This window comes from Salimicrobium humidisoli, from assembly GCF_002295105.1.
Taxonomy (GTDB): domain Bacteria; phylum Bacillota; class Bacilli; order Bacillales; family Halobacillaceae; genus Salimicrobium; species Salimicrobium humidisoli.
On the sequence record NZ_NSGH01000001.1, the window covers coordinates 189,150 to 211,015 of the forward strand.

The following is a 21,866-nucleotide window of genomic DNA, read 5'->3' on the forward strand; positions in this document are numbered from 1 at the left end:
AGAGAAACGGATGTAAAAAGATCCGGGACGGGAGAAGGTACATAGTGAAAAAAGTAAAAGCAGGCTTAATGGCGGCAATCGCTGCGACAGTTCTCGCAGCGTGCGGGTCTTCCGAAACGAAGTCGGAAGAAAAAGGAGAGACGTGGAAAGAGATTCAGGAAGCAGGGGAGATTGTAGTGGCGACCCCCGGGACGCTATATCCGGCTTCTTATTACCCTGAGGGTTCGGATGAACTTACCGGTTACGACGTCGAAGTGATGAGAGAAGTAGGTAAACGGCTGGATCTTGAAATTGTATTTGAAGAGATGGATTTTGACAGTATGTTCGCCTCTCTTACATCAGGAAGAGTGGACGTGGCACCTGCCGGTATGAGAAAGGAAATCAAAGATAAGTACTCCTATAGTGAGCCTTATAAATATTCCTATGCAACTATGATTGTACGGGAGGAAGATGTGGAGTCCTACGACTCCCTGGAGGACCTTGAAGGGAAAGTAGCCGGGGGAGCAGCTACTACCGTCTACAGTGATATTGCCAAAAAATTCGGAGCTGAACTGAAAACGTATAGAAACGTGACGAATGACGTTTATTTGCGGGATGTGGACGTAGGCCGGACGGATGTGATCATCAACGACTATTATTTGCAACGGCTGGCACTTGAATCCCTGCCCCAACTGGATGTGACCATGCACCCGGATTTGAAATTCCACACGAACAATCAGCGCGCGGTTATCGAGGAAGGTGCACTTACTTTCCGGGATAAAATTGATGGTGCACTGAATGAAATGAGAAAAGACGGAACGCTGACCGAGCTTTCCAAAGAATTCTTCGGAGGGGAAGATGTATCGGAAAAGCCCGAAGAAGACATAAGGGAAATTGAAGGAATCGAGTAATTTATCTATTAACAGTAACGGTGACGGCGAACGGACCATTCAAGGTTCGGTCGTCGTTTTTCGTTTCTTCTTTATTGCTTCTACCCGGAAGTTTCCGCTTTTCTTTCTTGACTTACTATAGTTTAAGGGGTAAACTGACTATTAGTTTAGCCTATATACTATTGAGGTGGAATTATGAGAGAAGAACTTATCAGACAGGTGTACGAATCTATCTATGATATTTATCTGCACGGTTCGGAGCAGGTGGCTCACTCCCTGAAAGAGGATGAAGAGCTGAAACACTTTTCCAGGGAACAGACGCAGCTGATCAAAGTGATCGACAGCTATCCTGAAACTACGATGAAAGAAATAGCTGAAATTCTCGGGGTGCATAAAACCGGAGTATCCAACAAGGTGAAAAAGCTGGTGGAAGGGGGATACCTCGAGTACAGAAAAGGTCCGGATCATAAGAGTAAATACGTGGCGGTGACAGAAAAGGGCCACGAAGTTGTAGAAAGGATCGAAGCTATTAATGTAACCCGGTGGAGAACTCTCTTTGCGGGTGAATTTACCGAGGAAGAACTGGAAGACCTTTACGGGAAACTATTCCGTATCAGTAAACGTTTTAAGAAAGAAGAGGATGAAAAATGAAGAAAGAATGGAAGAAAATTTTAGCGAGTCCAAAGATACTGGTGGTACTTTTCATTATCCAGTGTATACCCATCATTTATACTTCCGTATTCGTCGGTTCTATGTGGGACCCTTACGGTAATACGGAACAACTTCCGGTTGCTGTAGTGAATGAGGACGAGGCGGCCGATTTTGAAGGGGAAGAAGTAGCGGTAGGCGCGGATACAGTTGAAAACTTACGGGACAACGATAAATTCGACTGGCATTTTCCATCGGGAAAAGAAGCGGCTGAGGGATTGAAGAACGGGGACTATTTTCTCGTGGTAACGATACCCGAATCCTTTTCACAGAAGGCGGTCACTGTTTTCGATGAGAAACCCGAGAAACCGGAAATTACGTACGAAACGAATCCGGGCTACAGCATGACCGGTGAAATCATCGCCGGGCGCGGCAGTGAAAAAGTGACAGAAGAAGTATCCGATCAGTTGCAGTCTTCCTATACGGAGGCCTGGACGACGGCTATCAATGATATGAAAGAGGGCTACTCACAAAACGAGGAGAAACTCGCAGCGATGGAGGAGAAGCTGGCTCAGCTGAAAGAAGCGAGTGCCGGACTCGCCGATAATCTGCAGGCTCAGGCGCCGGCTGCCGGTGCGCAGGCCGGAGAGTTGAATAAAGCCATCGCTGAACTGGAAAAAGGGATAGGTCAATTGAAAGAAGCTCAAAGTTCGGCACTCGAAGAAGCGGGGTCGCTGAACCTGGAAGAAGGGAATACCTCCCAGTTCTTAAACCCGATCTCTATTAACGAAGAATCGATGACGGAAGTGGAGAACTACGGTTCAGGTTTTACTCCTTATATTTTGAGTATCAGTCTTTTCATCGGTGCTATCGCCTTTCACGTATTTTACAGCATGAATGATACACTTCGTGAAGGTATGAGAGGGTGGACCGGGAAACTGAGTGTAGTAATGATGCAGGCTATCATGCAGGCGCTTATCTCCGCGCTGGTCCTCGACTTCTTTGTGCATGTGGAAATAGGGGATAGACTTCTGTTTTATAGTATGACAGTTCTCACTTCCCTTACGTTTATGATGGGAATCACTCTTCTCGTTTCGTCACTCGGAAATATAGGCCGGTTCCTTGCGGTGTTGTTCCTCGTATTTCAGATCGGTACGAGCGCAGGTACATTCCCAATCAAAGTTTCGCCTGTTATCTTCCAGAAACTTCATGAATTTTCACCGATGACGTACAGTATTAAAGGGATGAGGGAAGCGATGTTCGATTTCACGGGAAGCGTTGCTCCGGGGGAAATACTTCTCATACTGGGAATCCTCTCTCTTGTACTGACGGGCCTCTGGGCAGCTGTTTTTCAACTGTTTCATAAGCGCCCGGATCTTCATGAAAAAATGGAAAACGCAGTCTGACGATCAAATTGTTCGTTTTCCCGTTTTGAGAAGTGGTACGGTAGACCGGGAGGGATGAAAAATGACAGATTGAGATCAACGATTCAATGAAAGTGGATTTATTTACGGTACAGAAGTGAATGAATTCATTAAAAACCACTATGATTATATTGAAGAAGGCGGTCACATCGGCTGTTTTGCAGAAGGAGAAGGCAGGAATGCCGTATTCTTAGCTGAAGAGGGGCACCCGGTAACGGCTTACGATAATTCCGAAGTCGGTATTGAGAAGATGAAGCGCCTCGCTGACGAACGGGAAGTTTACGTAGAGGGTCTTCAAAAAGACCTTACGAAGGAGAGGGCAGGAGAAAATATTTATGACGGGGCGGTTATGGTATTCGGCCATGTGCCGAAAGAAGATCAGCCTTTCCTGATGGCAAATGTCCGTGACTCGGTAAAAACCGGTGGCGCTATCCTTATTGAAGTGTACTCGGAAGAACAAATAAACTACAAAACCGGAGGGCCTCCGACGACAGAAGCGATGTACCGGCCTGAAGATATGCTCGAATGGTTCCGCGACGATAAAATCCTTCATTTTTATTATGGAGAAGCGAATCGCGTGGAAGGGACAAGGCATACGGGCCTCGGTCATGTCATACAATTGATTGCAGTAAAAGAATCCGTCTGATTTTCAGGCGGTTTTTTTATTTGTGAAAATAAGTTTTTCGTTATTACCCGGGAAATAATCGGTTCTTTTGAGTGTGATACCCGAGAGAAGGCAAAAAAACCGCCGGCTTCCGGGGAGAAGCCAGCGGCTGAAATCTACTGGTGAATCGATGTTAATGCTGATCGGGGAAATCAGCTTGTATTACAGGTTTGGCTGATATTTCATACGTAGTCTCTTTAGCAGTCACTGCACTTGCAGAACCTAAAACCAGCAGCATCGTCAAGATGAAAACTGAAAGCTTCCTGGACACGTATTCACCACCTCTTTTGAAAGTAATTATAATACGGTATAGTAGATAATATAAAACTATTTCCGAAGGGAAAAATGAGGTCTTCTGCCGTGAATAAATGTACTTAGAGGAACAATCTTATTTTTTTAATGAAATTATGCATTTTTGCATAAGGAAGGAGGGGTGGCAGTATGTATGAAAATACAGGAGAAAAGATTCGTGAACTGAGAAAACAGACCGGAATGTCCCAGGCTTTTCTGGCTAATAAAGTCTGTTCCCAATCGGAAATAAGCAGAATCGAACGGGGATTGAATGAGCCTTCCTACCAGATGCTGTGGGCGATTGCGAAAAAGTTCGACGTAGATATCAATTATTTTCTTGATGAACATTCGAAGGAAAGGGAAGACTATTTTCAGGAAGTAAAAGAATTGCTGGAGGAAGCAAGACGTGACCGCGACTACAGTCTTATTGAAGAGATCGTGGACCAGGAATCGAAAAACCCCCTCCTCCAGAAAGGGCATCGCCACAAATACCTGAAATGGCATAAAGCGATGACTGTTTATCACCTTCACAAAGACGCTGCAGGGGCGGTGTCTCTCTTCATGGATTGTCTGTCGAATGGAGACCTCGATTTACTGATTACTGAACTTGATATGAACGTCCTGAATAGTATCGGTATCGTAAAAAGAAATGAAGGGGAGCTTAAGGAAGCTGTCTATTACCTGGAGAAAGCTTTGCGTATCCTTAAGCGGATGGCTTCACTGAAAAAAGAGAGAATTGTAAGGAAAGTGTATTACAACCTCTCCAAAGTGCACTCGGACCTCGGAGAATACAAACTTTCGGCAGGTTATTGCGAAAAAGGACTGGCTCTCTGTTTATCCGAGGAGGATATGTTTCTGTTTGCGGAATTCCACTATCAGCTCGGCCGTAATCTTCTGTTGCTCGGGGATGAAGAAGAAGGTTTGCGTTACTGGGAAAAAACGAGAACGATCATAGAACTCCAGCAGAAGAAAAACCTGCTTAAATTCATCGAAAGTGAGATAGAGAATTACCGGGCGACGGGAACAATAAAATAGAATTATGCATATATTCATAATTTCATGTGCTTACGTATAAAAAAAAGGGGAGCGGGTAATGTACTCCGGCCATACAGGTGTATAAGCGTTGCAGGAGCTTTTGCAGGAAGGCAGAAGAGGAGATATAATCATACTCATAAAGACAGACCATCATCATCCCCCCTCTCCTTTTAACTAATAAAAAACAGGCGGCCCTTTCCCCGAAGGGTCCGCCTGTTTTTCTTTTTCAGAAGACAGCTTCCCTTTTGTTCCCTCTCCGTCTGCGATATAATGGAAGAAACATAGCGAGATGAGGGAGGTTATATTATGGCTGAGGAGAAAAAGAACCAGTTTAATATACTGAGCGGTGATTCTACAGGTGGAGATGGCAGTTACGGTGTGGGAACGATCAACCTCGATAACATTTCCCCGGTTATTGTCGACCCTCAGAAAGAAGAAGCGTACATTGATATGGACGCCCTGCATGCCCGGAGTAAAATAGAGAAAAAGGTCCGTTTTAAACCGGATAAGGAACCGCTCGTGGAACCGAATCTGTACTGGATCGTCTGGGTAGCGACCCAGGTGGCGCAGGAAGGTCCTTATATTTACGGCATCGGTGCCTGTGAAGTGCAGGTATCGACGGAAGAACGACGGATCAAGCCCGGGTATAAGTCGATGCCGGAGCACGTCAATAATCTGGATAAGTCGCTGAAAGGGAAAGTTCTGGTCGAGCACATGGATGAAAAGTCGAAGCAGATTCTCGTCGACTACCTGAAAGAAGAGCACGGTGAACTTTGGAAGAATTCCCGTGACGAAGTGATCGATGGGTTACAATAACATCAGTGAGAAGAGCAGTTCCGTCCTGATTTATTTCGATGGAACTGCTTTTCATAAACAATCTTCTGAAGATTTGAAGTGCGAGGAAAAAGGAGGAGGAAGGATGGAAAAGGAAAATGGCAGTTTCAATTTTAAAAGCCCGCTGCTGTTCTTCGTAATCGTGTGGTCGATTATCTGGAAGGGAATAGCACTCTGGCATGCAGCCCGAAACAAACAGCTGCCATGGTTTCTCAGCCTGCTGATTGTAAACACTGTCGGTCTCGTGGAAATAGTGTATCTCATTTTTTTCAGGAAAGACAGAAAGCTGGATGAATAATAAAAAAAGCGGACCGCAAACTAAGTTTTGATTTGCGGTCCGTTTTTCTATTTCTGATTGAAGAATTCTTTCGCTTTTTCCACATACGGCATGTCTTCATCGATAAGATCCTCTTCGTAATAAATCGCCTCTACCGGGCAGACTGCTTCGCAGGCGCCGCAGTCGATACAAATCTCCGGATCGATATAAAACATGTCTTTACCTTCTTCTATACAATCCACCGGGCATACGTCTACGCATTCTCCGGATTTTTCCTGTTCACACGGGGCAGTAATGACAAAAGCCATGCAAACCCTCCTTTATGTCTGTATTAAAAAGGGGATTAGTTTTCCCGCGTTCATTTTAACACATTCAGGAGGCCCGTTTCTCTGTTTTGCTGATGACGTTTGTACCGACGAGATCCCCCGTTACGTTAAGGGCAGTAGCTCCCATGCCTACGAAGACGTCCACTGCAGTAAGAAGAGCTACAGCTTCCATCGGCAGCCCTACCTGGGAGAATACGGTAGCGATCATGATGATACCGGCACCGGGGACTCCGGCAGTCCCCACCGAAGCGAGCGTGCCGACGATCACTACTTGCAGCACGCTGACAAAGCTCAGTGGATCACCGATGACGTTTGCTGCAAATACCGCCGAAACGGCTATCCGTATAGCCGCTCCGTCCATATTGATGGTTGCGCCGAGCGGAAGGCTGAACCCGTAAAGACTTTTGTTCAGTTTAAGCTGGTTCGCAGCATGAAGAGTAACCGGCAGCGTTCCGGAAGAACTCTGAGTGACGAAAGCGGTGACCATCGGAGTTCTCGCCTCCCTGAAAAATTGGCCGAGCTTCGTTTTCGTGAGCAGGAGAATACCTGTGTAAATTACGAGCTGTACGAGCAGGGCGATATAAAGGACTCCGATGAAACCTCCGAGTTCCTGCAGGGTATCAGTGCCCTGTTCTCCAACGATTCCTGCAATTATAGCTGCAATACCGACCGGGATATACTGAAGGATTCCTTTCATGACCGTCAAAGTCAGTTCGTTCAACGTATCGATAAGGTCATACAGTTTTTCGGCTTTCTCGCCGAATTTTTCTGTACTTCGCATATAAGTTATGGCAATTCCGAAAGCGAAAGCAGTGAAAATGATGCCGAGCAGGTTCATTTCGACGAATGCTTTCACTATATTATCCGGTACAATACTCAGGATCACCTGCGTGACTCCCGGATCCTCAGGGACTTCAAAGGACTCGTCCCCGCTTAAAGAAAGGCCTGTGCCAGGATTGAAGAGACTGGCGACCGAAGTCCCGATGATGATGGCGAGAGCCGAAGTTCCGAGATAGTATAGAAACACTTTCCCGCCCATGCGGCCGAGGTTCCCGATATTCGTCTGATTCACCCCTACGATCAGTGTAAATAGGATAAGCGGGATGATGATGAATTGTAACAGACGGAGCATAAGGTCACCGAAGGGGGCGAGGGCACTTGCTTTATCACCGAGAAGAAGTCCCAGAATGATACCGATTACGAGAGCCACCGTGATTTTTTTAATGAGCGAAGCATGTATATATAAATTCCAGAGTTTTTTCACGCTGTTCCTCCTTCAACTTAATTCTGATTTGTTTACTCTGCATTACAATAGCGGAAAAAAGTTTTTATGTCAAAACAGACGATTTTGTTTTTTGAAAAGGAAAAAGAGGTATTCACTATTGTAGATGAGAGGGGGAGGGAAGATGAGCGTTACTCAAGTAGTGCTTCTTTTGTTAATAGGATATGTCGTTTTCACCATCGATAAGAAAAAAAAGAGTCTGCCGATCCCGGTAGTGCTTCTCGTAATTGGTATAGGGTTATCATTTGTGCCATATTTTTCTACGGTGGAAGTCACGGAGAAGATGATTTATGAAATTTTCCTTCCGGGGATACTGTTCGTTTCCGCCTATAAATATTCAGCCAAAGCTATAAAAAGGCATGGAGCTGTGCTGGCTACGCTAAGTACTCTCGGCCTGATGGCCACGGCACTTCTGCTCGGTCTGCTGACGTATATGATCGGAGGATGGTTCGGCAGCATTTCTTTTCTCGGTGCCATGGTTATCGCTTCGATTCTGACCCCGACCGATCCTGTTTCCGCTGTCTCCGTTCTTGAAGAAGCGGCCGACGAGCAGATTGCTGAAGTGGTGGACGGGGAATCAATGATCAACGATGGAACGAGCATCGTGCTGTTCACAGTTCTGAGCGGGATGTACCTGGGTGAAAATTCCTTTCAGCTCACCGGTTTTATCGGAGAATTTTTATACGTCTCTCTCGGTGGAGTGGCTGTAGGAATAGCATTCGGATGGCTGTGTTCAAAAGCCGTACACATAACCCATCACCGTGATTATCAGGTCATGCTCAGTATCATTATCGCGTATGGCGTATTCCAGACGGCTGAACATATCGGGTTCTCCGGAGTACTCGGAACAGTGGCTGCCGGCATTATGCTGAGTTATGAATTTGAGCATATGAACCGAGAGGAACACTATAGGGAAGCACTGTCCGGTTTCTGGAACGTAGTGGAACCGTCCCTGCTTGCTCTCGTTTTTCTGCTCATCGGAATTACGGCGACACCGTATCTCACTTCCGCAAACTGGAGCATGGCAATCATCATTTTCGTCGCCTCCATCGTCATCCGTTACTTAATAGTGACGAGTGTGCTGGCGATATTTCATAATCATCGGTCGCTTGATAAAAACAGGCAGGCTTTTCTCGTGTCCTGGGCAGGAATCAGAGGGACGATGTCCGTGTTTCTGATTTTGAGTCTTCATGCGAAAAGTCCGGACGGAAGCGAAGAGCTGTTATCCATCAGTTTCTCGGTTGTAGTACTCTCCCTGATCATTCAGAGTCTCGGGGTGTATCCGTTATCCCGCAAACTGGAGAACTGACTGGACTCTTTTGTGCTTATTCCGGCATGAAAATCCCCTTGGGACCGGAAGATGACCGGTTCCTAAGGGGATTTTTGCTCTTTATTCTTTTAAATTATTCAGGCTGCAGCTGCAGTCTTTTTTCTGCTTCTGATAAAGAAAGCGAGAATGAAACCGAATAAGGAGAGTGCTCCTGCAACGATGAAGGCACTATTGACCCCGTTCACCATGCCGGCAGCACCTTCCCCGGGAATTGCACCACTGGACATGACGGACACCAGCAGCCCTGTACCGACAGCTCCGGAAATCTGCCGCATCGTATTATTCATGGCCGTACCGTGTGGCATCAGTTTATCGGGAAGCTGGTTAAGGCCGGCAGTCGTTACGGGCATCATTACCATAGCGATACCGAACATACGGGCCGAATTGACGATTGCCAAATAGGCGAATGTTGTTTCAATTGTGAGCGAAGTGAAAAGAAAATTCGTAACGGTTAATATTCCAAGACCGATGATCGCAAGCCACCTGGCTCCGAACATGTCGAAAAGGCGTCCGGTCACCGGGTTCATCAGTCCCATCAGAATCGCTCCAGGAAGCAGCATGAGTCCGGACTCCAGAGGAGAGAAGCCGAGCATATTCTGCATAAGAATAGGCAAAATGACGGCCCCGCCTATCATGGACATGAATACTACCATGCCGAGAGCGGTTGTAAGAGTGAAGACTCCGTATTTGAAAATCCTGAACTCCAGAATCGGCTGTTCGAGTTTCATCTGACGTTTAATGAACAGAGTAAGAGTGATAGCTCCGACAATGATTGGAATATATACCTGCGGAACGAGCCAGCCCCCGACGTTTCCTGCCGTACTGAAACCGTAGAGAAGCCCTCCGAACCCGAGTGTGGACAGGGCGATGGAGAGAGCATCGATTTTAGGGAATGTCCGCGTTGTGACGTTTTTCAGGATAAAATAAGCGACAATTATATCAATAACTGCGATAGGAAGCACAACGTAAAATACACTCCTCCATGGGAACTGACCAACGAGGTACCCTGAGAGCGTAGGTCCTATAGCCGGAGCGAAAGCGATGACGAGACCGAACAGCCCCATAGCCGTTCCCCGTTTTTCAAGCGGAAACACGAGAAAAAGAATCGTCTGCATCAGCGGCATAATAATACCTGCGCCGCCGGCCTGCAGTACGCGGCCGGCCATCAGAAACGAAAAGTTCGGAGCTATCGCACATACAAGAGTTCCGAGCGCGAATGTGCCGACAGCTGTAAGAAACAGACCGCGGGTAGTGAACCGTTCAATGAGAAAAGCGGTGATGGGAATCATGATTCCGTTCACAAGCATGAAAACCGACTGTAACCATTGAGCTGTGTTGGCACTTACTCCGAGGTCATTCATAATCGGGGGGATAGCAGTGGATAAAAGTGTCTGATTCAGAATCGCTACGAATGCTCCTGAAATCAGAACAATCATCAGCGGCACTTTGTTTATATCGGGGCGTCCTTGAGCGTCAGCCATATCAATTCCTTCTTTCTTCCTATTTAATAATGAGTTGAATAAGTTAACAATTATAGCAGACAGAAGTCTGGAAGTTAATTGATATGCATGGAAAGTTAAAATAGTCTGCACAAAGTATATAAATGCGTTATAATTAAAAAGGATAGAAGGAGGAATGAACATGGGTAAGTTAGATGGTAAAGTTGCGATCATTACCGGGGGAGCGTCCGGTATGGGTAAAGAAATGGTGGATTTGTTTAAAAACGAAGGGGCTTTCGTCATTGCTGCAGACGTGAATGAGGAAGGTCTGAAAGCCGTCGGTCAGGAAACGAATGTCGAAGGAGTCAAGCTTGATATATCTTCCGATGAGGACTGGGAGAATGCTGTTCAGAAAATCAAGGACCAGCATGGAAAAATAGATATCCTCGTAAACAACGCGGGTATCACTACGGAGAAGTCCGCAGATGATACGACGGTCGAGGATTGGGAGTTGATGATGCGTATCAACAGTTACGGGCCGTTCGCAGGGATCAAGCACGTGGCTCCCTACATGGCGGAGAACGGGAAAGGTTCGATTGTAAACATATCAAGTTTCACGGCTCAGATCGGACTCGGCTTCAACAGCTATTCCGCTTCTAAAGGAGCAGTACGGGCCATTTCCAAATCCGCCAGTACTACTTATGGGAAACAGGGGGTTCGCGTGAACGCGGTGTTCCCTGGTGTTATAGAAACACCTATGACGAAAAATCTGAAAGAATCCGGCGGTATGCTCGAACAGCTTGAAAAAGCTACTCCGCTCGGACGACTCGGAAAACCGGAAGATATAGCGAGAGCCGTCCTGTTTCTGGCCTCTGACGATGCCGACTATATAACGGGCGCCGAGCTCGTTATTGATGGAGGATTTTCAGCACAGTAATACTGCAGGCTGCCCTTAATCAGGGCAGCTTATTTTTTAATAACGATAAATGAAAAGAGAGGCGGATCCCGATATGTCTATGCAGATACTGATACTGGGACTGTTGAGGGAGACCCCGAGGCACCCTTATGAAATGAAGATGATCATGAAACAACAGCACTGGGATCGACTCTTCCCCGTAACCGAAGGTAACCTTTATCACAATATAAAAAGGGCAGCGGAAAGAGGAAATATAAAGGCTATAAAGCAGGAGCAGGTGGAGAAACGTCCGAGCCGCACCGTATATGAAATTACGGAACAGGGAAAAGAAGAGCTTTCCGATCGGATTCTGCATGCGTTCCTTGATCAGAAGATGGAAATAAACACCATATACCCGGCTCTTTTATTCGTCCGGTATTCCAACCGGAATTCAGTGGCAGAAGCTGTACGGAAATGGATAGAATCGATTGAAATGAAGGACGGGGAGACCCGTCAGGAGAACGGCGCAGGATACTATATTCATAAGCATTTTCAGCAAAGGATGCAAATAGACAGAGAGTGGCTGAAGGAAGTGGCCGCATGGCTGGAAAAGAGCGCAAATGAAAAAACGTGAGAGGTCTATAGTTGACCTCTCACGTTTTTTTTATCCTTTTGCAGGGTCGGTACTTTCACTATATACCGTTTCGTTACTTTTCTTTTTCATGTGGTTGCTGAACAGACGCATAACGATAAGATGGGAAAAAGCCTGGGTATATTTATAGGCGAACCACGGAAGGGAAGGCATATATTCATGGATAGCGACTATAAGTTCATTTTTTTCGGGAATCTTTCTGAATTCGAGTCTTCCGCGGGAATTCTTTTCGGAATCTGTAAGCAGCCCCCCGGTAATATAGTAAAGGGCACGGTCGGGCGTACTTCGTTCTCTGGAGTAGGAAAGTTCCAGCAGCGATTTTGAACTGAATGAGGTTCCTACTTTACAGCAATGATCTTCGTCCACAGTAGTGCGGATCCAGGGATTCAATAACGATTCCAGCCATTCTACGTAGTAAAGGGCGGTGCTGTCCGCTGTTTCCCCTTCAGGCAGAATGATTCTTTGTACGGAACGGACATCCTGCTTGAACGATGGGAGTTGGGGCAGTTTCAGCCGTATCCCTTCCTGACGTTCGCTTTCGAGAGCGTATTTTGCGGATTCTTCGAAAGAGATTTTCCCGTCACTGATGCCCTCCACGTAGTTTTCTTTCTGAACGACCATCGGATGTTTGAGGCTTTCGATAAGCGGATAGACGATTTCTTTCGAGGCTCCGGTCACCATACTTACCCAAAGCCTGGACAGTTTCACAGTGATGAACGGAACCGGTATGGCCTTCGGCTTCCGGCCCATGATGGCTGCGGTTTTCAACATCATATCCCAATAAGTCATTACCTCCGGACCGCCGACGTCGATGGACCGGTTGGAGATCTCTTCATTTTCCAGGCCTTCATCGAGGGCATTAAGAACATCCGGCAGAGCGATAGGCTGGGTTTCCATACGCGTCCACTTTGGCAGAACCATAATCGGGAGGCGCTTCACAAGCTTTGCGAGAATCGGGAAAGAAGAGCCTTTCGGACCTACGATGAGACCGGCTCTGATTGCAGTGACGGGAGTCCCGTAGGCGCGCAGTATATTTTCGACTTCCAGACGGCTGCGTAAGTGTCTGGAAAGAGGCTCGTCGTCTCCCGGAACGATACCGGTCAGGTAGACGATTCTTTTTACGTTATTCTTTTTCGCAGCCTGAGCGAAGTTGTCGGCTAAGATGACGTCCATGTCTTCAAAAGACCCCTGGTTAAGCTTTGCCGATGGCATCATGGAGTGTACCAGGTAAACGGCTACATCCGCTCCTTCCAGGGCTTTCTCGGCGTCATTCATTGAATACAGATCACAAGATCTCCACTGGATATGCTCACTGTCCTCGTAGTTATCTCCATTCCGGGAAAGAGCTATAATATCAGCTTTATCCTCGATTTTTTTCAGCAGATTCTGTCCGATGTATCCACTGGCCCCGGTCAGGGCGACGACTGGTCTTTTACTCATCAGTTTCTCACTCCTTTTTCTCTACCTTTCCCTTTCCGGGAGAACTGAAACTGACTTATATCCACCCTTTCTCCTGGCAGTACTGAATAGCTTCGATACGGTTAGTTACGCCCAGTTTGTCCAGAATGATGGATACATAGTTCCTTACGGTTGCCGGCGTTATAAACAGGGACTCGGCGATAGCTTTCGTATTCTTGCCTTCGGACATAAGTGCGACCACCTGTTTCTCCCTTTCGGTGAGCGGGCTCGGATCCGTGAAGGCGAGATCGACCAGTTCCGGGTCGTAAATCTTAGCTCCTTCATGGATTTTGCGGATGGAAGCGGCAAGATCGTCACTCGGACTGTCTTTCAGCAAATAGCCGTGCACCCCTGCATTTTTGGCTCTTTGAAAATATCCGGAGCGTGCGTACGTAGTGAGGATGATAACCCTGCACGGAAAGTCCTTCAGTTCTCCGGCAGCGTCCAGCCCGTCTTTTTTCGGCATTTCGATATCGAGCATGCATATATCCGGTTCCAGCTCCCGCGCAAGGCGAAGCAGTTCTTCCCCGTCTCCTGCCTTGCCGATGACTTCTATCCCTTCTTCGAGATCAAGAAGCGTGGCGAGTGCACCAAGCAGCATCTGCTGATCCTCGGCGATTACCATACGAATCATGAAAGTTCCTCCTTTTGCTTAATGATGGTCGGCACATAAAAGTTCAGGGCAGTTTTTCCATTCTGTTCAATCTCAAGCGTCCCGTTGACAAATTCCAGCCGTTCCTTCATTCCTTTCAGACCGCTTCCGTCCCCGTACTCGTCTTTGCTGAAGCCGTCTCCGTCATCCGTAACGGTAAGCAGAGTATCTTCTTCTCCCTGGTCGATGGCGATTTGACACAAGGAAGCGTTGCTGTGCCTTGTCACGTTCGTCACTGCTTCTTTCAGGCACATGCTGAGTACGTGCTCAATCAGGGGAGGAAGGTGTACCGAGCCCGGCGCTCCGGACTCTTCGAAAGTCATACCGGCTGTCTCTATCATTTGCCGGGCACGTATCCATTCATCTTCAAGAGATGCCGCTCTCATGTCAGAGACCATTTCCCTTACTTCTTTCAACGCCGTGCGGGCGGTGTCGTGTATGTCCCTCATTTCATCTTTGGCCTGCTCCGGTTTCTGTTCAATGAGCTTCCCGGCCAGTTCGCTTTTCAGACCGATCATGGACAGTTTCTGACCGAGCGTATCGTGAAGGTCTCTTGCTATCCTCTCTCTTTCTTCCGTCACTACCAGCTGGGAAATGCGTTCGTTGGCATCTTCGAGGGCGTCTTCGAGAATTTCCTGATTTCGCCGGTACCGGACGGTGAAAGGGAGAAGCACCACCCCTATAAGAGCGATCGTTACGAAGGGAAGATAAGGAAACAGAGAGTCCATCCGCATGATGAAAGTCATTACCGTCGCTATGAAGGTAGTCGTCAGGTGAACCGTATACAGAGCTATGAACCCTCCACGGTGGCGGATACTTCCGATGAAATAGGCGAGAAACAAAGCGAAATAAACGTATCCGAAAAGGAAAGTCATAATGAGACTTATGGCTATTTCTATACTGACGAAAAGGTAGATCATACGACTGTTCGACGAAAAGGACCATCGATAACAGAGAAAGAAAATAAAGGTCATCAGAATACCGAACACAATTTCCAGAACGGAAGATGATCTGAATATGAAGAAAAAGGGAAGGACGCAGAAAACGATCCATATATATGCGCCGAGCCCCGTATGTTTTGGAAGTATATGGTACCATTGCTGCATAGAAGTGACTCCTTTTCTTTAAGCATATCACACACGAAAGAGACCGTCCCGGCAAATACAGGACGGTCTCACTTTTATGATCGGGAAACGGTTGTTCAGCCGGAAGTCCCTGCATTACTTTTCAACAGGGGCTTCACTTCCCTGAAGGAAACAAAAGTTTTATTGGCGGTATCGTACAGCCGGAACCGGACCGATTCCAGGCTGGTAAGAAACGTGATGGTGGTCGCGTACTGGAGAGGAGGCGTCGACTCATGTGCTTCCTCAAGTTTATAGTTCGGTACCCTCGGACTCAGATGGTGTACGTGGTGGAAACCGATGTTGCCGGAAATCCACTGGAATACTTTCGGAAGACGGTAGTAGGAGCTTCCGTCAACAGCCGCCTTAACGAAGTCCCACTCCGATTCGTCTTCGAAGTAAGAATCTTCGAACTGGTGCTGAACGTAGAAAAGCCATATTCCAAGCATGCCGGACACGTAAAGGATCGGCAGCTGTACGAGAAGGAAAGCTTCCCATCCGAGTGTTGCGATGATCGTTCCGTAGATAAGTACGGCAGATATGTTGGTCACGTAGGTGTTCATGCGTTCTTTTTTCTTCGCGCCTTTACGGTTGAAACGGTTGGAGATAAGGAACAGATAAATGGGACCGAATCCGAACATGACGATAGGATTCCGGTACATACGGTAAATGAAACGTTCGCGTTTTGAAGCCTGAAGGTATTCTTCCACCGTCATCACCCATATATCACCGGTGCCGCGCTTATCCAGGTTCCCGCTTGTCGCGTGGTGGATAGAATGGCTCCGTTTCCATTTGTCGAAAGGGAAAAGAGTCAAAATACCGCTGATAATGCCGATGGTACGATTGGCTTTCTGGCTTGGCAGAAAAGAAGAGTGTGTACAGTCGTGAAAGATGATGAAAATCCTTACGACGAAAGCCCCGGCAAGGATGGCTACCGGTACGGCAAGCCATGCCGATATCTCCAGGGAGAGATAGGCCAGGACCCACAGCGTGACAAAAGGTACCATAGTATTGAGCAGCTGGATTATTCCGGCTTTAGTATCGGGTTTTGCGAATTCCGAAACGTCTTTTTTAAGCTGTTTCTGTTTTTCTTTTTCCATAGTTGAGCCTCCCGTGTTCCGTTGTTTCTATATCGTAACTTAAATTAGCATCAGGTATAAGGCACAAGTGTCAGTATTTATTCGTGATAAATATCACGGATGTTTATATGTATTCAGAGTTACTCATTTAGTATAAAATGATAAGTAGCTTGTTAAAAAGGTAGGTTCAATTATGGAAGAACATGAGGATTATATAACACGGATTCAGATCGAGGATAAAGAAATAGTGCTCATCGGTACCGCTCACGTCTCCAGGGCGAGTGCTCTGCAGGTGAAGGAAGTAGTGGAGCAGGAAGAACCGGACAGCGTCTGTGTGGAGCTTGACGAACAGCGGTATCATTCGGTCGTCGAGGGAAACCAGTGGAGAAACATGGACATCTTCCAGATCATTAAGGAGAAGAAAGCGACGCTGCTGCTGATGAACCTGGCGATTTCGTCTTTCCAGAAACGAATGGCGGAACAGTTCGGTATCAAAGCAGGTCAGGAAATGATTCAGGGGATTGAATCAGCCGAAGCATCGGGTGCCGAACTCGTCCTTGCCGACCGGAACATTCAGCTGACGTTCGCCCGCATATGGGGGAACCTTGGTTTCAAAGGGAAAGCGAAACTCATGCTCTCCCTGTTTGCAGGTATTTTCTCCAAAGAATCGATATCGGAGGAAGATCTGGAAAAGATGAAGGAACAGGATATGCTGGATGCGATGCTTGAAGACTTCAGCGACAACTTTCCGAGACTGAAGCAGCCGCTTATCGATGAAAGGGATCAGTATCTCGCCGAGAAGATCCGTACGGCTCCCGGAAAGAAAGTGGTGGCTGTTCTTGGAGCTGCCCACGTTCCCGGGATTACGAAGGAAGTACACAGGGAGCACGACCTGGAAGCGTTGAAAGAACGTCCGAAAAAATCTCCGTGGCCGAAGATCATCGGATGGGCCATCCCTGTTTTCATTATAGCGCTCATCGCCTATACCTTTACGATGAATGCGGAGGCCGGCATGCAGCAGACGCTCAGCTGGGTCCTCTGGAACGGCATTGTTTCAGCTGTCGGAGCGGCTGCGGCCTTTGCGCACCCCCTTGCTATTCTGACTGCTTTCGTAGCGGCTCCTGTCACTTCATTGAACCCGCTTATTGCGGCCGGCTGGTTCGCAGGGTTCGTCCAGGCTTACATCAAGCGGCCGAATGTGGGGGATTTCGAGTCCCTTTCCGACGACGTGACTTCCGTCAAAGGTTTTTGGAACAACAAAGCGACGCGCGTGCTGCTCGTCATTGCACTGACAAATATCGGAAGTTCTCTCGGAACATTTATCGGCGGTGCGGATGTCATTCGATTATTTCTGGAAAATTTTTAGTACGTCTCCCTCGTTCAATGGAGAGAAAATATGATTCATGTCAGGAGGATCCGTTTTGAGTAAAGAAGAAACATATATCAATGATTTGATCGATTTTTTGAGTATTCCTTCCATTTCCACGGACGCGGCCTATGAGGCCGAAGTGAGGAAAGGGGCAGAATGGCTCGCTTCCGACCTCAGGAAGAGCGGGATGGAAAATGTGGAGATTATGGAAACGGACGGTCATCCGGTAGTGTATGCAGACTGGCTGCACCAGCCTGATAAACCTGTTTTCCTCGTGTATGGCCATTATGACGTACAGCCGGCTGATCCCGTGGAACTGTGGACGTCCGCTCCTTTCCACCCGGAGATCAGGGACGGTAAGCTGTTTGCCCGTGGCGCCACGGATGATAAAGGCCAGGTGCTCATTCACGTTAAAGCGATTGCGTCACTAATGGAAGAGGACGGGGAACTGCCTGTCAATATCAAGCTCTGTTTAGAAGGCGAGGAAGAGATCGCAAGCCCCAGCCTCGTGCCTTTCGTGAAGAAACATAAAGACAAACTTGCCTGTGATGCCGTGCTTATTTCCGATACTCCGATGATAGACGAAGAGACTCCGGCGATTGTAACCGGTCTCCGGGGCGCTTTGGCTTTTGAAATGGAAGTTGCTACTGCCGCTACCGATCTCCATTCCGGAGCTTATGGGGGAGCGGTACCTAATGCTGCGCATCATCTTGTCAAAGTGCTGGACTCTTTCCATGATGAGAGCGGAAGAGTGAATGTCGAAGGATTTTATGAAGGGGTGCCTGAAGTAACGGATGAACTGCGGGAAGAGATGGCCCGTATTCCTTTTCATGAAGAAGCCGTGAAAAAAGAGCTCGGACTCACTTCGCTGTACGGGGAAGAGGGCTACACTCCGCTTGAGCAGATCGGTCTCCGTCCGACTTTGGAGTTCAATGGAATAACTTCCGGGTATCAGGGCGCCGGTGTGAAAACCGTGATCCCCAAAGTGGCAACGGCTAAAGTAAGCTGCCGACTGACAGGGGATCAGGACCCTTCTTACGTGTTCGGAAAAATCAAAGAGCACGTGGAAGCGACAGCTCCTGCAGGTGCTTCGGTTACTCTCGATAAACAGATAGAAGCGAAAGCAGTGACGGTTGACGCCGGTAATGAGTATATCCAAAAAGCCGGCAAGGCTTACGAACAGTTTTACAAAAACAGAACTCTTTATCCGAAAGAAGGAGGATCCATACCGATTGTCGAGGTGTTCCGGAACGAACTCGGAGCGGAGCCCGTACTGATGGGATTCGGCCTCCAGTCCGAGAACATGCATGCACCTGATGAACATTTCCATCTGTCCAATTTCAAAAGGGGAATACAGACAGTGAAAGCGTATTATAAGTCTTTTCAGGAAGATTGATCGTTTTTTGAATAAGCACTCTGTTTTCTTTCCACGATCGGACAAGGAAGCGGAGTGTTTTAAAATTCAGAAAAATTATAAACTGGGATGGTATTAAGGGTTTATATTTCCGGGGAATGAGGAAAACTGATATAGATGCGCAGGTCCCGTGTGCAAAATTCCGGAACTTATTGACACCGCTTACACTATACGCTATAGTTTATGTACAAGTTAAAACGTGTGGTGGAGATTCGGAGATTCACATGAGCAGGCGCATCGGTAGTGGTGTGCTTACTCGTGTGAATCTTTTTTTTTGTCCCCGACCGTTAAACAGACGAAAAGGAGAGGTAGCAATGAATGAATTTTTATCTGAAATAATCGGGACGATGATTCTCATCATTTTCGGTGGCGGTGTTGTAGCAGGGGTTGTATTGAAAGGTTCGAAAGCCGAAGGGACAGGCTGGGTGCTGATTACGATTGCCTGGGGGCTTGGTGTTACGATGGGAGTATATGCTTCCGGTAACGTCTCCGGGGGGCATATCAACCCGGCTGTGACGCTTGGTTTTGCCGCAATAGGGGAGTTTCCGTGGGCGAAAGTTCCGATGTACATATCTGCCCAGATCATCGGAGCGTTCATCGGCGGCGTGATCGTCTTCCTGAACTACCTCCCTCACTGGCGTGCCACGGAGGATAAAGGCGCGAAACTTGCCGTTTTCTCGACGGACCCGGCAATCCGCAGTCCTTTCTCAAACCTGGTAAGTGAGATTCTCGGTACGTTCGTACTCGTCATGGGTCTTCTGTTCATCGGATCGAATGAATTTACGCAGGGTCTGAACCCGTTGATTGTGGGTCTTCTGATCGTAGCTATCGGGATGAGCCTCGGCGGGGCTACCGGGTATGCTATCAACCCGGCCCGTGACCTCGGTCCGCGTATCGCCCATGCTTTACTTCCCATTCCCAATAAAGGCGGTTCGGACTGGAGCTACTCCTGGGTACCTATCCTCGGACCGGTACTCGGCGGAATTTACGGGGCGATCTTTTACAAATCGATTTTCCTCAGTGAATATTCCGTGGCTTTCTGGGTCGGTTCAGCCATCATTCTGGTGATTCTGATTCTGGCTGCACGGTCGGAACTGAAAGAAAAACCGACGACGACAGACAGTCTGGAAGAGAAACTCAGCTAAAGATTTGCGAACTTATTTTCTATTATAAGAAAGGAGAATCATTATGTCAGAGAAGTATATTTTATCCCTGGACCAGGGTACTACAAGTTCAAGAGCCATTCTTTTTAATCAGAAGGGGGAAATCGTCGAAACCGGTCAGAAGGAATTCGAACAGTTCTTCCAGAAACCCGGGTGGGTGGAGCACGATGCCAATGAAATATGGACGTCCGTCCTTTCCTGTATATCCGAGGTTCTGAGAAAATCCGATATCGAACCCAATCAGATTGCCGGAATAGGGATCACCAACCAGCGGGAGACGACAGTCATCTGGGATAAGAACACCGGTAAACCTATCCACCGGGCCGTCGTATGGCAGTCGCGCCAGACCCAGCAAATTTGTAACGATCTCCGGGAACAGGGGTATAACGAGACGTTCCGTGATAAGACCGGACTGCTGCTCGACCCTTATTTCTCGGGTACGAAAGTGAAATGGATCCTTGATAATGTGGAAGGTGCAAGAGAAAAAGCGGATAACGGCGAACTGCTCTTCGGTACGATGGATACATGGCTCGTTCACAAGCTTTCAGGCGGGAAGGCTCACGTTACGGATTACTCCAACGCATCCCGTACCCTCATGTTCAACATCCACGAACTGAAGTGGGATGAGGAACTTCTTGACATTCTGGGTGTTCCGAAAAGCATGCTGCCGGAAGTGAAAGACTCTTCCGAAGTCTATGCGAACACGGTGGATTATCACTTCTTCGGGGAAGAGGTACCGATTGCGGGTATGGCCGGAGACCAGCAGGCTGCCCTGTTCGGTCAGGCCTGTTTCGACGAAGGAATGGCGAAGAACACGTACGGCACCGGCTGTTTCATGCTGATGAATACCGGTGACAAAGGCGTACAATCAGAAAACGGATTGTTGACGACACTCGCCTGGGGACTGGACGGTAAAGTCGAGTACGCCCTGGAAGGGAGTATCTTCGTGGCCGGCTCGGCTATCCAGTGGCTTCGGGACGGGTTGAAGCTTATTGAAGACAGCCCATCCAGTGAACAATATGCAAAAAACGTAGATTCGAACGAAGGAGTGTACATGGTGCCGGCATTTGTGGGACTTGGTACTCCTTACTGGGACAGTGAAGCCAGAGGGGCCATGTTCGGTCTTACGCGCGGCACGAAAAAAGACCACGTCATCCGTGCCACACTGGAGTCTCTTGCTTATCAGACGAAAGATGTCCTGAACGCAATGGTTACGGATTCCGGCATCGATGTGAAAAGTCTTCGTGTGGACGGAGGAGCCGTGAAGAACGATTTTCTTATGCAGTTCCAGAGTGACATACTCGATGCACCGGTGGAGCGTCCTGTTGTTCAGGAAACGACAGCCCTTGGGGCCGCTTATCTTGCGGGTCTTGCGGTAGGTTTCTGGGAAAGTAAGGATGAGATAAGAAAACAATGGAACGTGGAAGAAACTTTCGATCCTGACATGGAAAGTGAAGAAAGAGAAGAACTTTACAATGGCTGGAAGAAAGCCGTTAAAGCGACGAGAGAATTTAAGTAAGCATAATAACCTTCGCCACAGTGCCGGACACTGTGGCTTTTTTCATGAGATAGGAAAACACGTTTCCGAGCTTCCGCTTTCCTAACTTTTGGATTAACGTTATAATATTAATTAAAGAAATACGG

General features: G+C 47.7%; 21 protein-coding genes. 14 read left to right on the top strand and 7 right to left on the bottom strand.

Annotated elements, in window-relative coordinates; all coding sequences use genetic code 11:
- Window positions 1-44 precede the first annotated feature (44 nt).
- The 7 genes from CKW00_RS00920 to CKW00_RS00950 all read left to right on the top strand — a co-directional run bounded on the left by CKW00_RS00920 (window position 45) and on the right by CKW00_RS00950 (window position 6,063).
- Window positions 45-890 carry a transporter substrate-binding domain-containing protein gene (locus CKW00_RS00920; RefSeq protein WP_095820963.1) on the top strand — a complete coding sequence of 282 codons (846 nt, stop codon included), beginning with the start codon at window positions 45-47 and terminating at the stop codon, window positions 888-890.
- 174 nt (window positions 891-1,064) lie between these two features.
- Entirely contained in the window at window positions 1,065-1,520 is a 456-nt protein-coding gene (locus tag CKW00_RS00925; RefSeq protein WP_095820964.1) for a MarR family winged helix-turn-helix transcriptional regulator, read from the top strand.
- Window positions 1,517-2,923 (top strand): YhgE/Pip domain-containing protein, encoded by a 1,407-nt coding sequence (locus CKW00_RS00930; RefSeq protein ID WP_095820965.1) that lies wholly within the window; start codon window positions 1,517-1,519, stop codon window positions 2,921-2,923. Before CKW00_RS00925 ends, CKW00_RS00930 begins: the two co-directional genes overlap by 4 nt.
- Window positions 2,924-3,038: 115 nt before the next feature.
- Entirely contained in the window at window positions 3,039-3,587 is a 549-nt protein-coding gene (locus CKW00_RS00935; RefSeq protein WP_233129686.1) for a class I SAM-dependent methyltransferase, read from the top strand.
- A gap of 459 nt (window positions 3,588-4,046) precedes the next feature.
- Window positions 4,047-4,931: a helix-turn-helix domain-containing protein gene (locus tag CKW00_RS00940; RefSeq protein ID WP_095820966.1), complete on the top strand. Its 885-nt coding sequence runs from the start codon at window positions 4,047-4,049 to the stop codon at window positions 4,929-4,931.
- A 306-nt stretch (window positions 4,932-5,237) separates the two neighbouring features.
- Window positions 5,238-5,747 carry a YwhD family protein gene (locus tag CKW00_RS00945; protein WP_095820967.1) on the top strand — a complete coding sequence of 170 codons (510 nt, stop codon included), beginning with the start codon at window positions 5,238-5,240 and terminating at the stop codon, window positions 5,745-5,747.
- Between the two features lie 103 nt (window positions 5,748-5,850).
- The gene (locus CKW00_RS00950) at window positions 5,851-6,063 is read left to right on the top strand and encodes a DUF5652 family protein (protein WP_095821051.1); all 213 of its coding nucleotides are present in this window, start codon (window positions 5,851-5,853) and stop codon (window positions 6,061-6,063) included.
- 47 nt (window positions 6,064-6,110) lie between these two features.
- On the opposite strand, the gene CKW00_RS00955 is transcribed toward CKW00_RS00950, so the two are convergent.
- A complete protein-coding gene (locus CKW00_RS00955; RefSeq protein WP_093106826.1) occupies window positions 6,111-6,350 on the bottom strand; it encodes an indolepyruvate ferredoxin oxidoreductase subunit alpha in 240 nt (79 codons plus the stop codon).
- Window positions 6,351-6,414: 64 nt separating this feature from the next.
- Window positions 6,415-7,632: a dicarboxylate/amino acid:cation symporter gene (locus CKW00_RS00960; RefSeq protein WP_095820968.1), complete on the bottom strand. Its 1,218-nt coding sequence runs from the start codon at window positions 7,630-7,632 to the stop codon at window positions 6,415-6,417.
- 142 nt (window positions 7,633-7,774) lie between these two features.
- On the opposite strand from CKW00_RS00960, the gene CKW00_RS00965 reads away from it, so the two are divergent.
- Window positions 7,775-8,959, top strand: a complete 1,185-nt coding sequence (locus CKW00_RS00965) for a cation:proton antiporter (RefSeq protein ID WP_095820969.1) — start codon at window positions 7,775-7,777, stop codon at window positions 8,957-8,959.
- 98 nt (window positions 8,960-9,057) lie between these two features.
- Here the strand turns inward: CKW00_RS00965 and CKW00_RS00970 are convergent, their stop codons facing one another.
- Window positions 9,058-10,461: a DHA2 family efflux MFS transporter permease subunit gene (locus tag CKW00_RS00970; RefSeq protein ID WP_095820970.1), complete on the bottom strand. Its 1,404-nt coding sequence runs from the start codon at window positions 10,459-10,461 to the stop codon at window positions 9,058-9,060.
- Between the two features lie 160 nt (window positions 10,462-10,621).
- Between CKW00_RS00970 and CKW00_RS00975 the strand changes: the two genes are divergently transcribed.
- Together CKW00_RS00975 and CKW00_RS00980 are read left to right on the top strand one after the other, a co-directional pair.
- Window positions 10,622-11,356 carry an SDR family NAD(P)-dependent oxidoreductase gene (locus CKW00_RS00975; protein ID WP_095820971.1) on the top strand — a complete coding sequence of 245 codons (735 nt, stop codon included), beginning with the start codon at window positions 10,622-10,624 and terminating at the stop codon, window positions 11,354-11,356.
- A 73-nt stretch (window positions 11,357-11,429) separates the two neighbouring features.
- A complete protein-coding gene (locus tag CKW00_RS00980) occupies window positions 11,430-11,948 on the top strand; it encodes a PadR family transcriptional regulator (protein WP_158221257.1) in 519 nt (172 codons plus the stop codon).
- Window positions 11,949-11,978: 30 nt separating this feature from the next.
- On the opposite strand, the gene CKW00_RS00985 is transcribed toward CKW00_RS00980, so the two are convergent.
- The 4 genes from CKW00_RS00985 to CKW00_RS01000 form a co-directional block, all read right to left on the bottom strand.
- Window positions 11,979-13,406: an NAD(P)H-binding protein gene (locus CKW00_RS00985; RefSeq protein ID WP_095820973.1), complete on the bottom strand. Its 1,428-nt coding sequence runs from the start codon at window positions 13,404-13,406 to the stop codon at window positions 11,979-11,981.
- A 55-nt stretch (window positions 13,407-13,461) separates the two neighbouring features.
- The gene (locus CKW00_RS00990; protein WP_095820974.1) at window positions 13,462-14,058 is read right to left on the bottom strand and encodes a response regulator transcription factor; all 597 of its coding nucleotides are present in this window, start codon (window positions 14,056-14,058) and stop codon (window positions 13,462-13,464) included.
- On the bottom strand, window positions 14,055-15,182 hold the full coding sequence (locus tag CKW00_RS00995) for a sensor histidine kinase (RefSeq protein ID WP_095820975.1): 1,128 nt from the start codon (window positions 15,180-15,182) through the stop codon (window positions 14,055-14,057). Before CKW00_RS00995 ends, CKW00_RS00990 begins: the two co-directional genes overlap by 4 nt.
- 95 nt (window positions 15,183-15,277) lie before the next feature.
- Entirely contained in the window at window positions 15,278-16,297 is a 1,020-nt protein-coding gene (locus tag CKW00_RS01000; RefSeq protein ID WP_095820976.1) for a fatty acid desaturase, read from the bottom strand.
- Window positions 16,298-16,469: 172 nt separating this feature from the next.
- On the opposite strand from CKW00_RS01000, the gene CKW00_RS01005 reads away from it, so the two are divergent.
- The 4 genes from CKW00_RS01005 (at window position 16,470) to glpK (ending at window position 21,741) form a co-directional block, all read left to right on the top strand.
- Window positions 16,470-17,642, top strand: a complete 1,173-nt coding sequence (locus CKW00_RS01005; protein ID WP_095820977.1) for a TraB/GumN family protein — start codon at window positions 16,470-16,472, stop codon at window positions 17,640-17,642.
- 55 nt (window positions 17,643-17,697) lie between these two features.
- Window positions 17,698-19,041, top strand: a complete 1,344-nt coding sequence (locus tag CKW00_RS01010) for a dipeptidase (protein ID WP_233129687.1) — start codon at window positions 17,698-17,700, stop codon at window positions 19,039-19,041.
- A 332-nt stretch (window positions 19,042-19,373) separates the two neighbouring features.
- Complete coding sequence (locus tag CKW00_RS01015; RefSeq protein ID WP_095820979.1) at window positions 19,374-20,204, top strand: MIP/aquaporin family protein; 831 nt, start codon at window positions 19,374-19,376, stop codon at window positions 20,202-20,204.
- Window positions 20,205-20,247: 43 nt separating this feature from the next.
- Window positions 20,248-21,741 (top strand): glycerol kinase GlpK, encoded by a 1,494-nt coding sequence (glpK, locus tag CKW00_RS01020; RefSeq protein WP_095820980.1) that lies wholly within the window; start codon window positions 20,248-20,250, stop codon window positions 21,739-21,741.
- The last annotated feature ends 125 nt before the right edge of the window (window positions 21,742-21,866 follow it).

Coding starts and splice junctions, on each gene's coding strand:
- CKW00_RS00975 (WP_095820971.1), top strand. CDS start 10,622: ATGGGTAAGTTAGATGGTAAAGTTGCGATCATTACCGGGGGAGCGTCC.
- CKW00_RS01015 (WP_095820979.1), top strand. CDS start 19,374: ATGAATGAATTTTTATCTGAAATAATCGGGACGATGATTCTCATCATT.
- CKW00_RS00965 (WP_095820969.1), top strand. CDS start 7,775: ATGAGCGTTACTCAAGTAGTGCTTCTTTTGTTAATAGGATATGTCGTT.
- glpK (WP_095820980.1), top strand. CDS start 20,248: ATGTCAGAGAAGTATATTTTATCCCTGGACCAGGGTACTACAAGTTCA.
- CKW00_RS00940 (WP_095820966.1), top strand. CDS start 4,047: ATGTATGAAAATACAGGAGAAAAGATTCGTGAACTGAGAAAACAGACC.
- CKW00_RS01005 (WP_095820977.1), top strand. CDS start 16,470: ATGGAAGAACATGAGGATTATATAACACGGATTCAGATCGAGGATAAA.
- CKW00_RS00925 (WP_095820964.1), top strand. CDS start 1,065: ATGAGAGAAGAACTTATCAGACAGGTGTACGAATCTATCTATGATATT.
- CKW00_RS00955 (WP_093106826.1), bottom strand. CDS start 6,350: ATGGCTTTTGTCATTACTGCCCCGTGTGAACAGGAAAAATCCGGAGAA.
- CKW00_RS00990 (WP_095820974.1), bottom strand. CDS start 14,058: ATGATTCGTATGGTAATCGCCGAGGATCAGCAGATGCTGCTTGGTGCA.
- CKW00_RS00970 (WP_095820970.1), bottom strand. CDS start 10,461: ATGGCTGACGCTCAAGGACGCCCCGATATAAACAAAGTGCCGCTGATG.
- CKW00_RS00980 (WP_158221257.1), top strand. CDS start 11,430: ATGTCTATGCAGATACTGATACTGGGACTGTTGAGGGAGACCCCGAGG.
- CKW00_RS00995 (WP_095820975.1), bottom strand. CDS start 15,182: ATGCAGCAATGGTACCATATACTTCCAAAACATACGGGGCTCGGCGCA.
- CKW00_RS00930 (WP_095820965.1), top strand. CDS start 1,517: ATGAAGAAAGAATGGAAGAAAATTTTAGCGAGTCCAAAGATACTGGTG.
- CKW00_RS00985 (WP_095820973.1), bottom strand. CDS start 13,406: ATGAGTAAAAGACCAGTCGTCGCCCTGACCGGGGCCAGTGGATACATC.
- CKW00_RS00950 (WP_095821051.1), top strand. CDS start 5,851: ATGGAAAAGGAAAATGGCAGTTTCAATTTTAAAAGCCCGCTGCTGTTC.
- CKW00_RS01000 (WP_095820976.1), bottom strand. CDS start 16,297: ATGGAAAAAGAAAAACAGAAACAGCTTAAAAAAGACGTTTCGGAATTC.
- CKW00_RS00945 (WP_095820967.1), top strand. CDS start 5,238: ATGGCTGAGGAGAAAAAGAACCAGTTTAATATACTGAGCGGTGATTCT.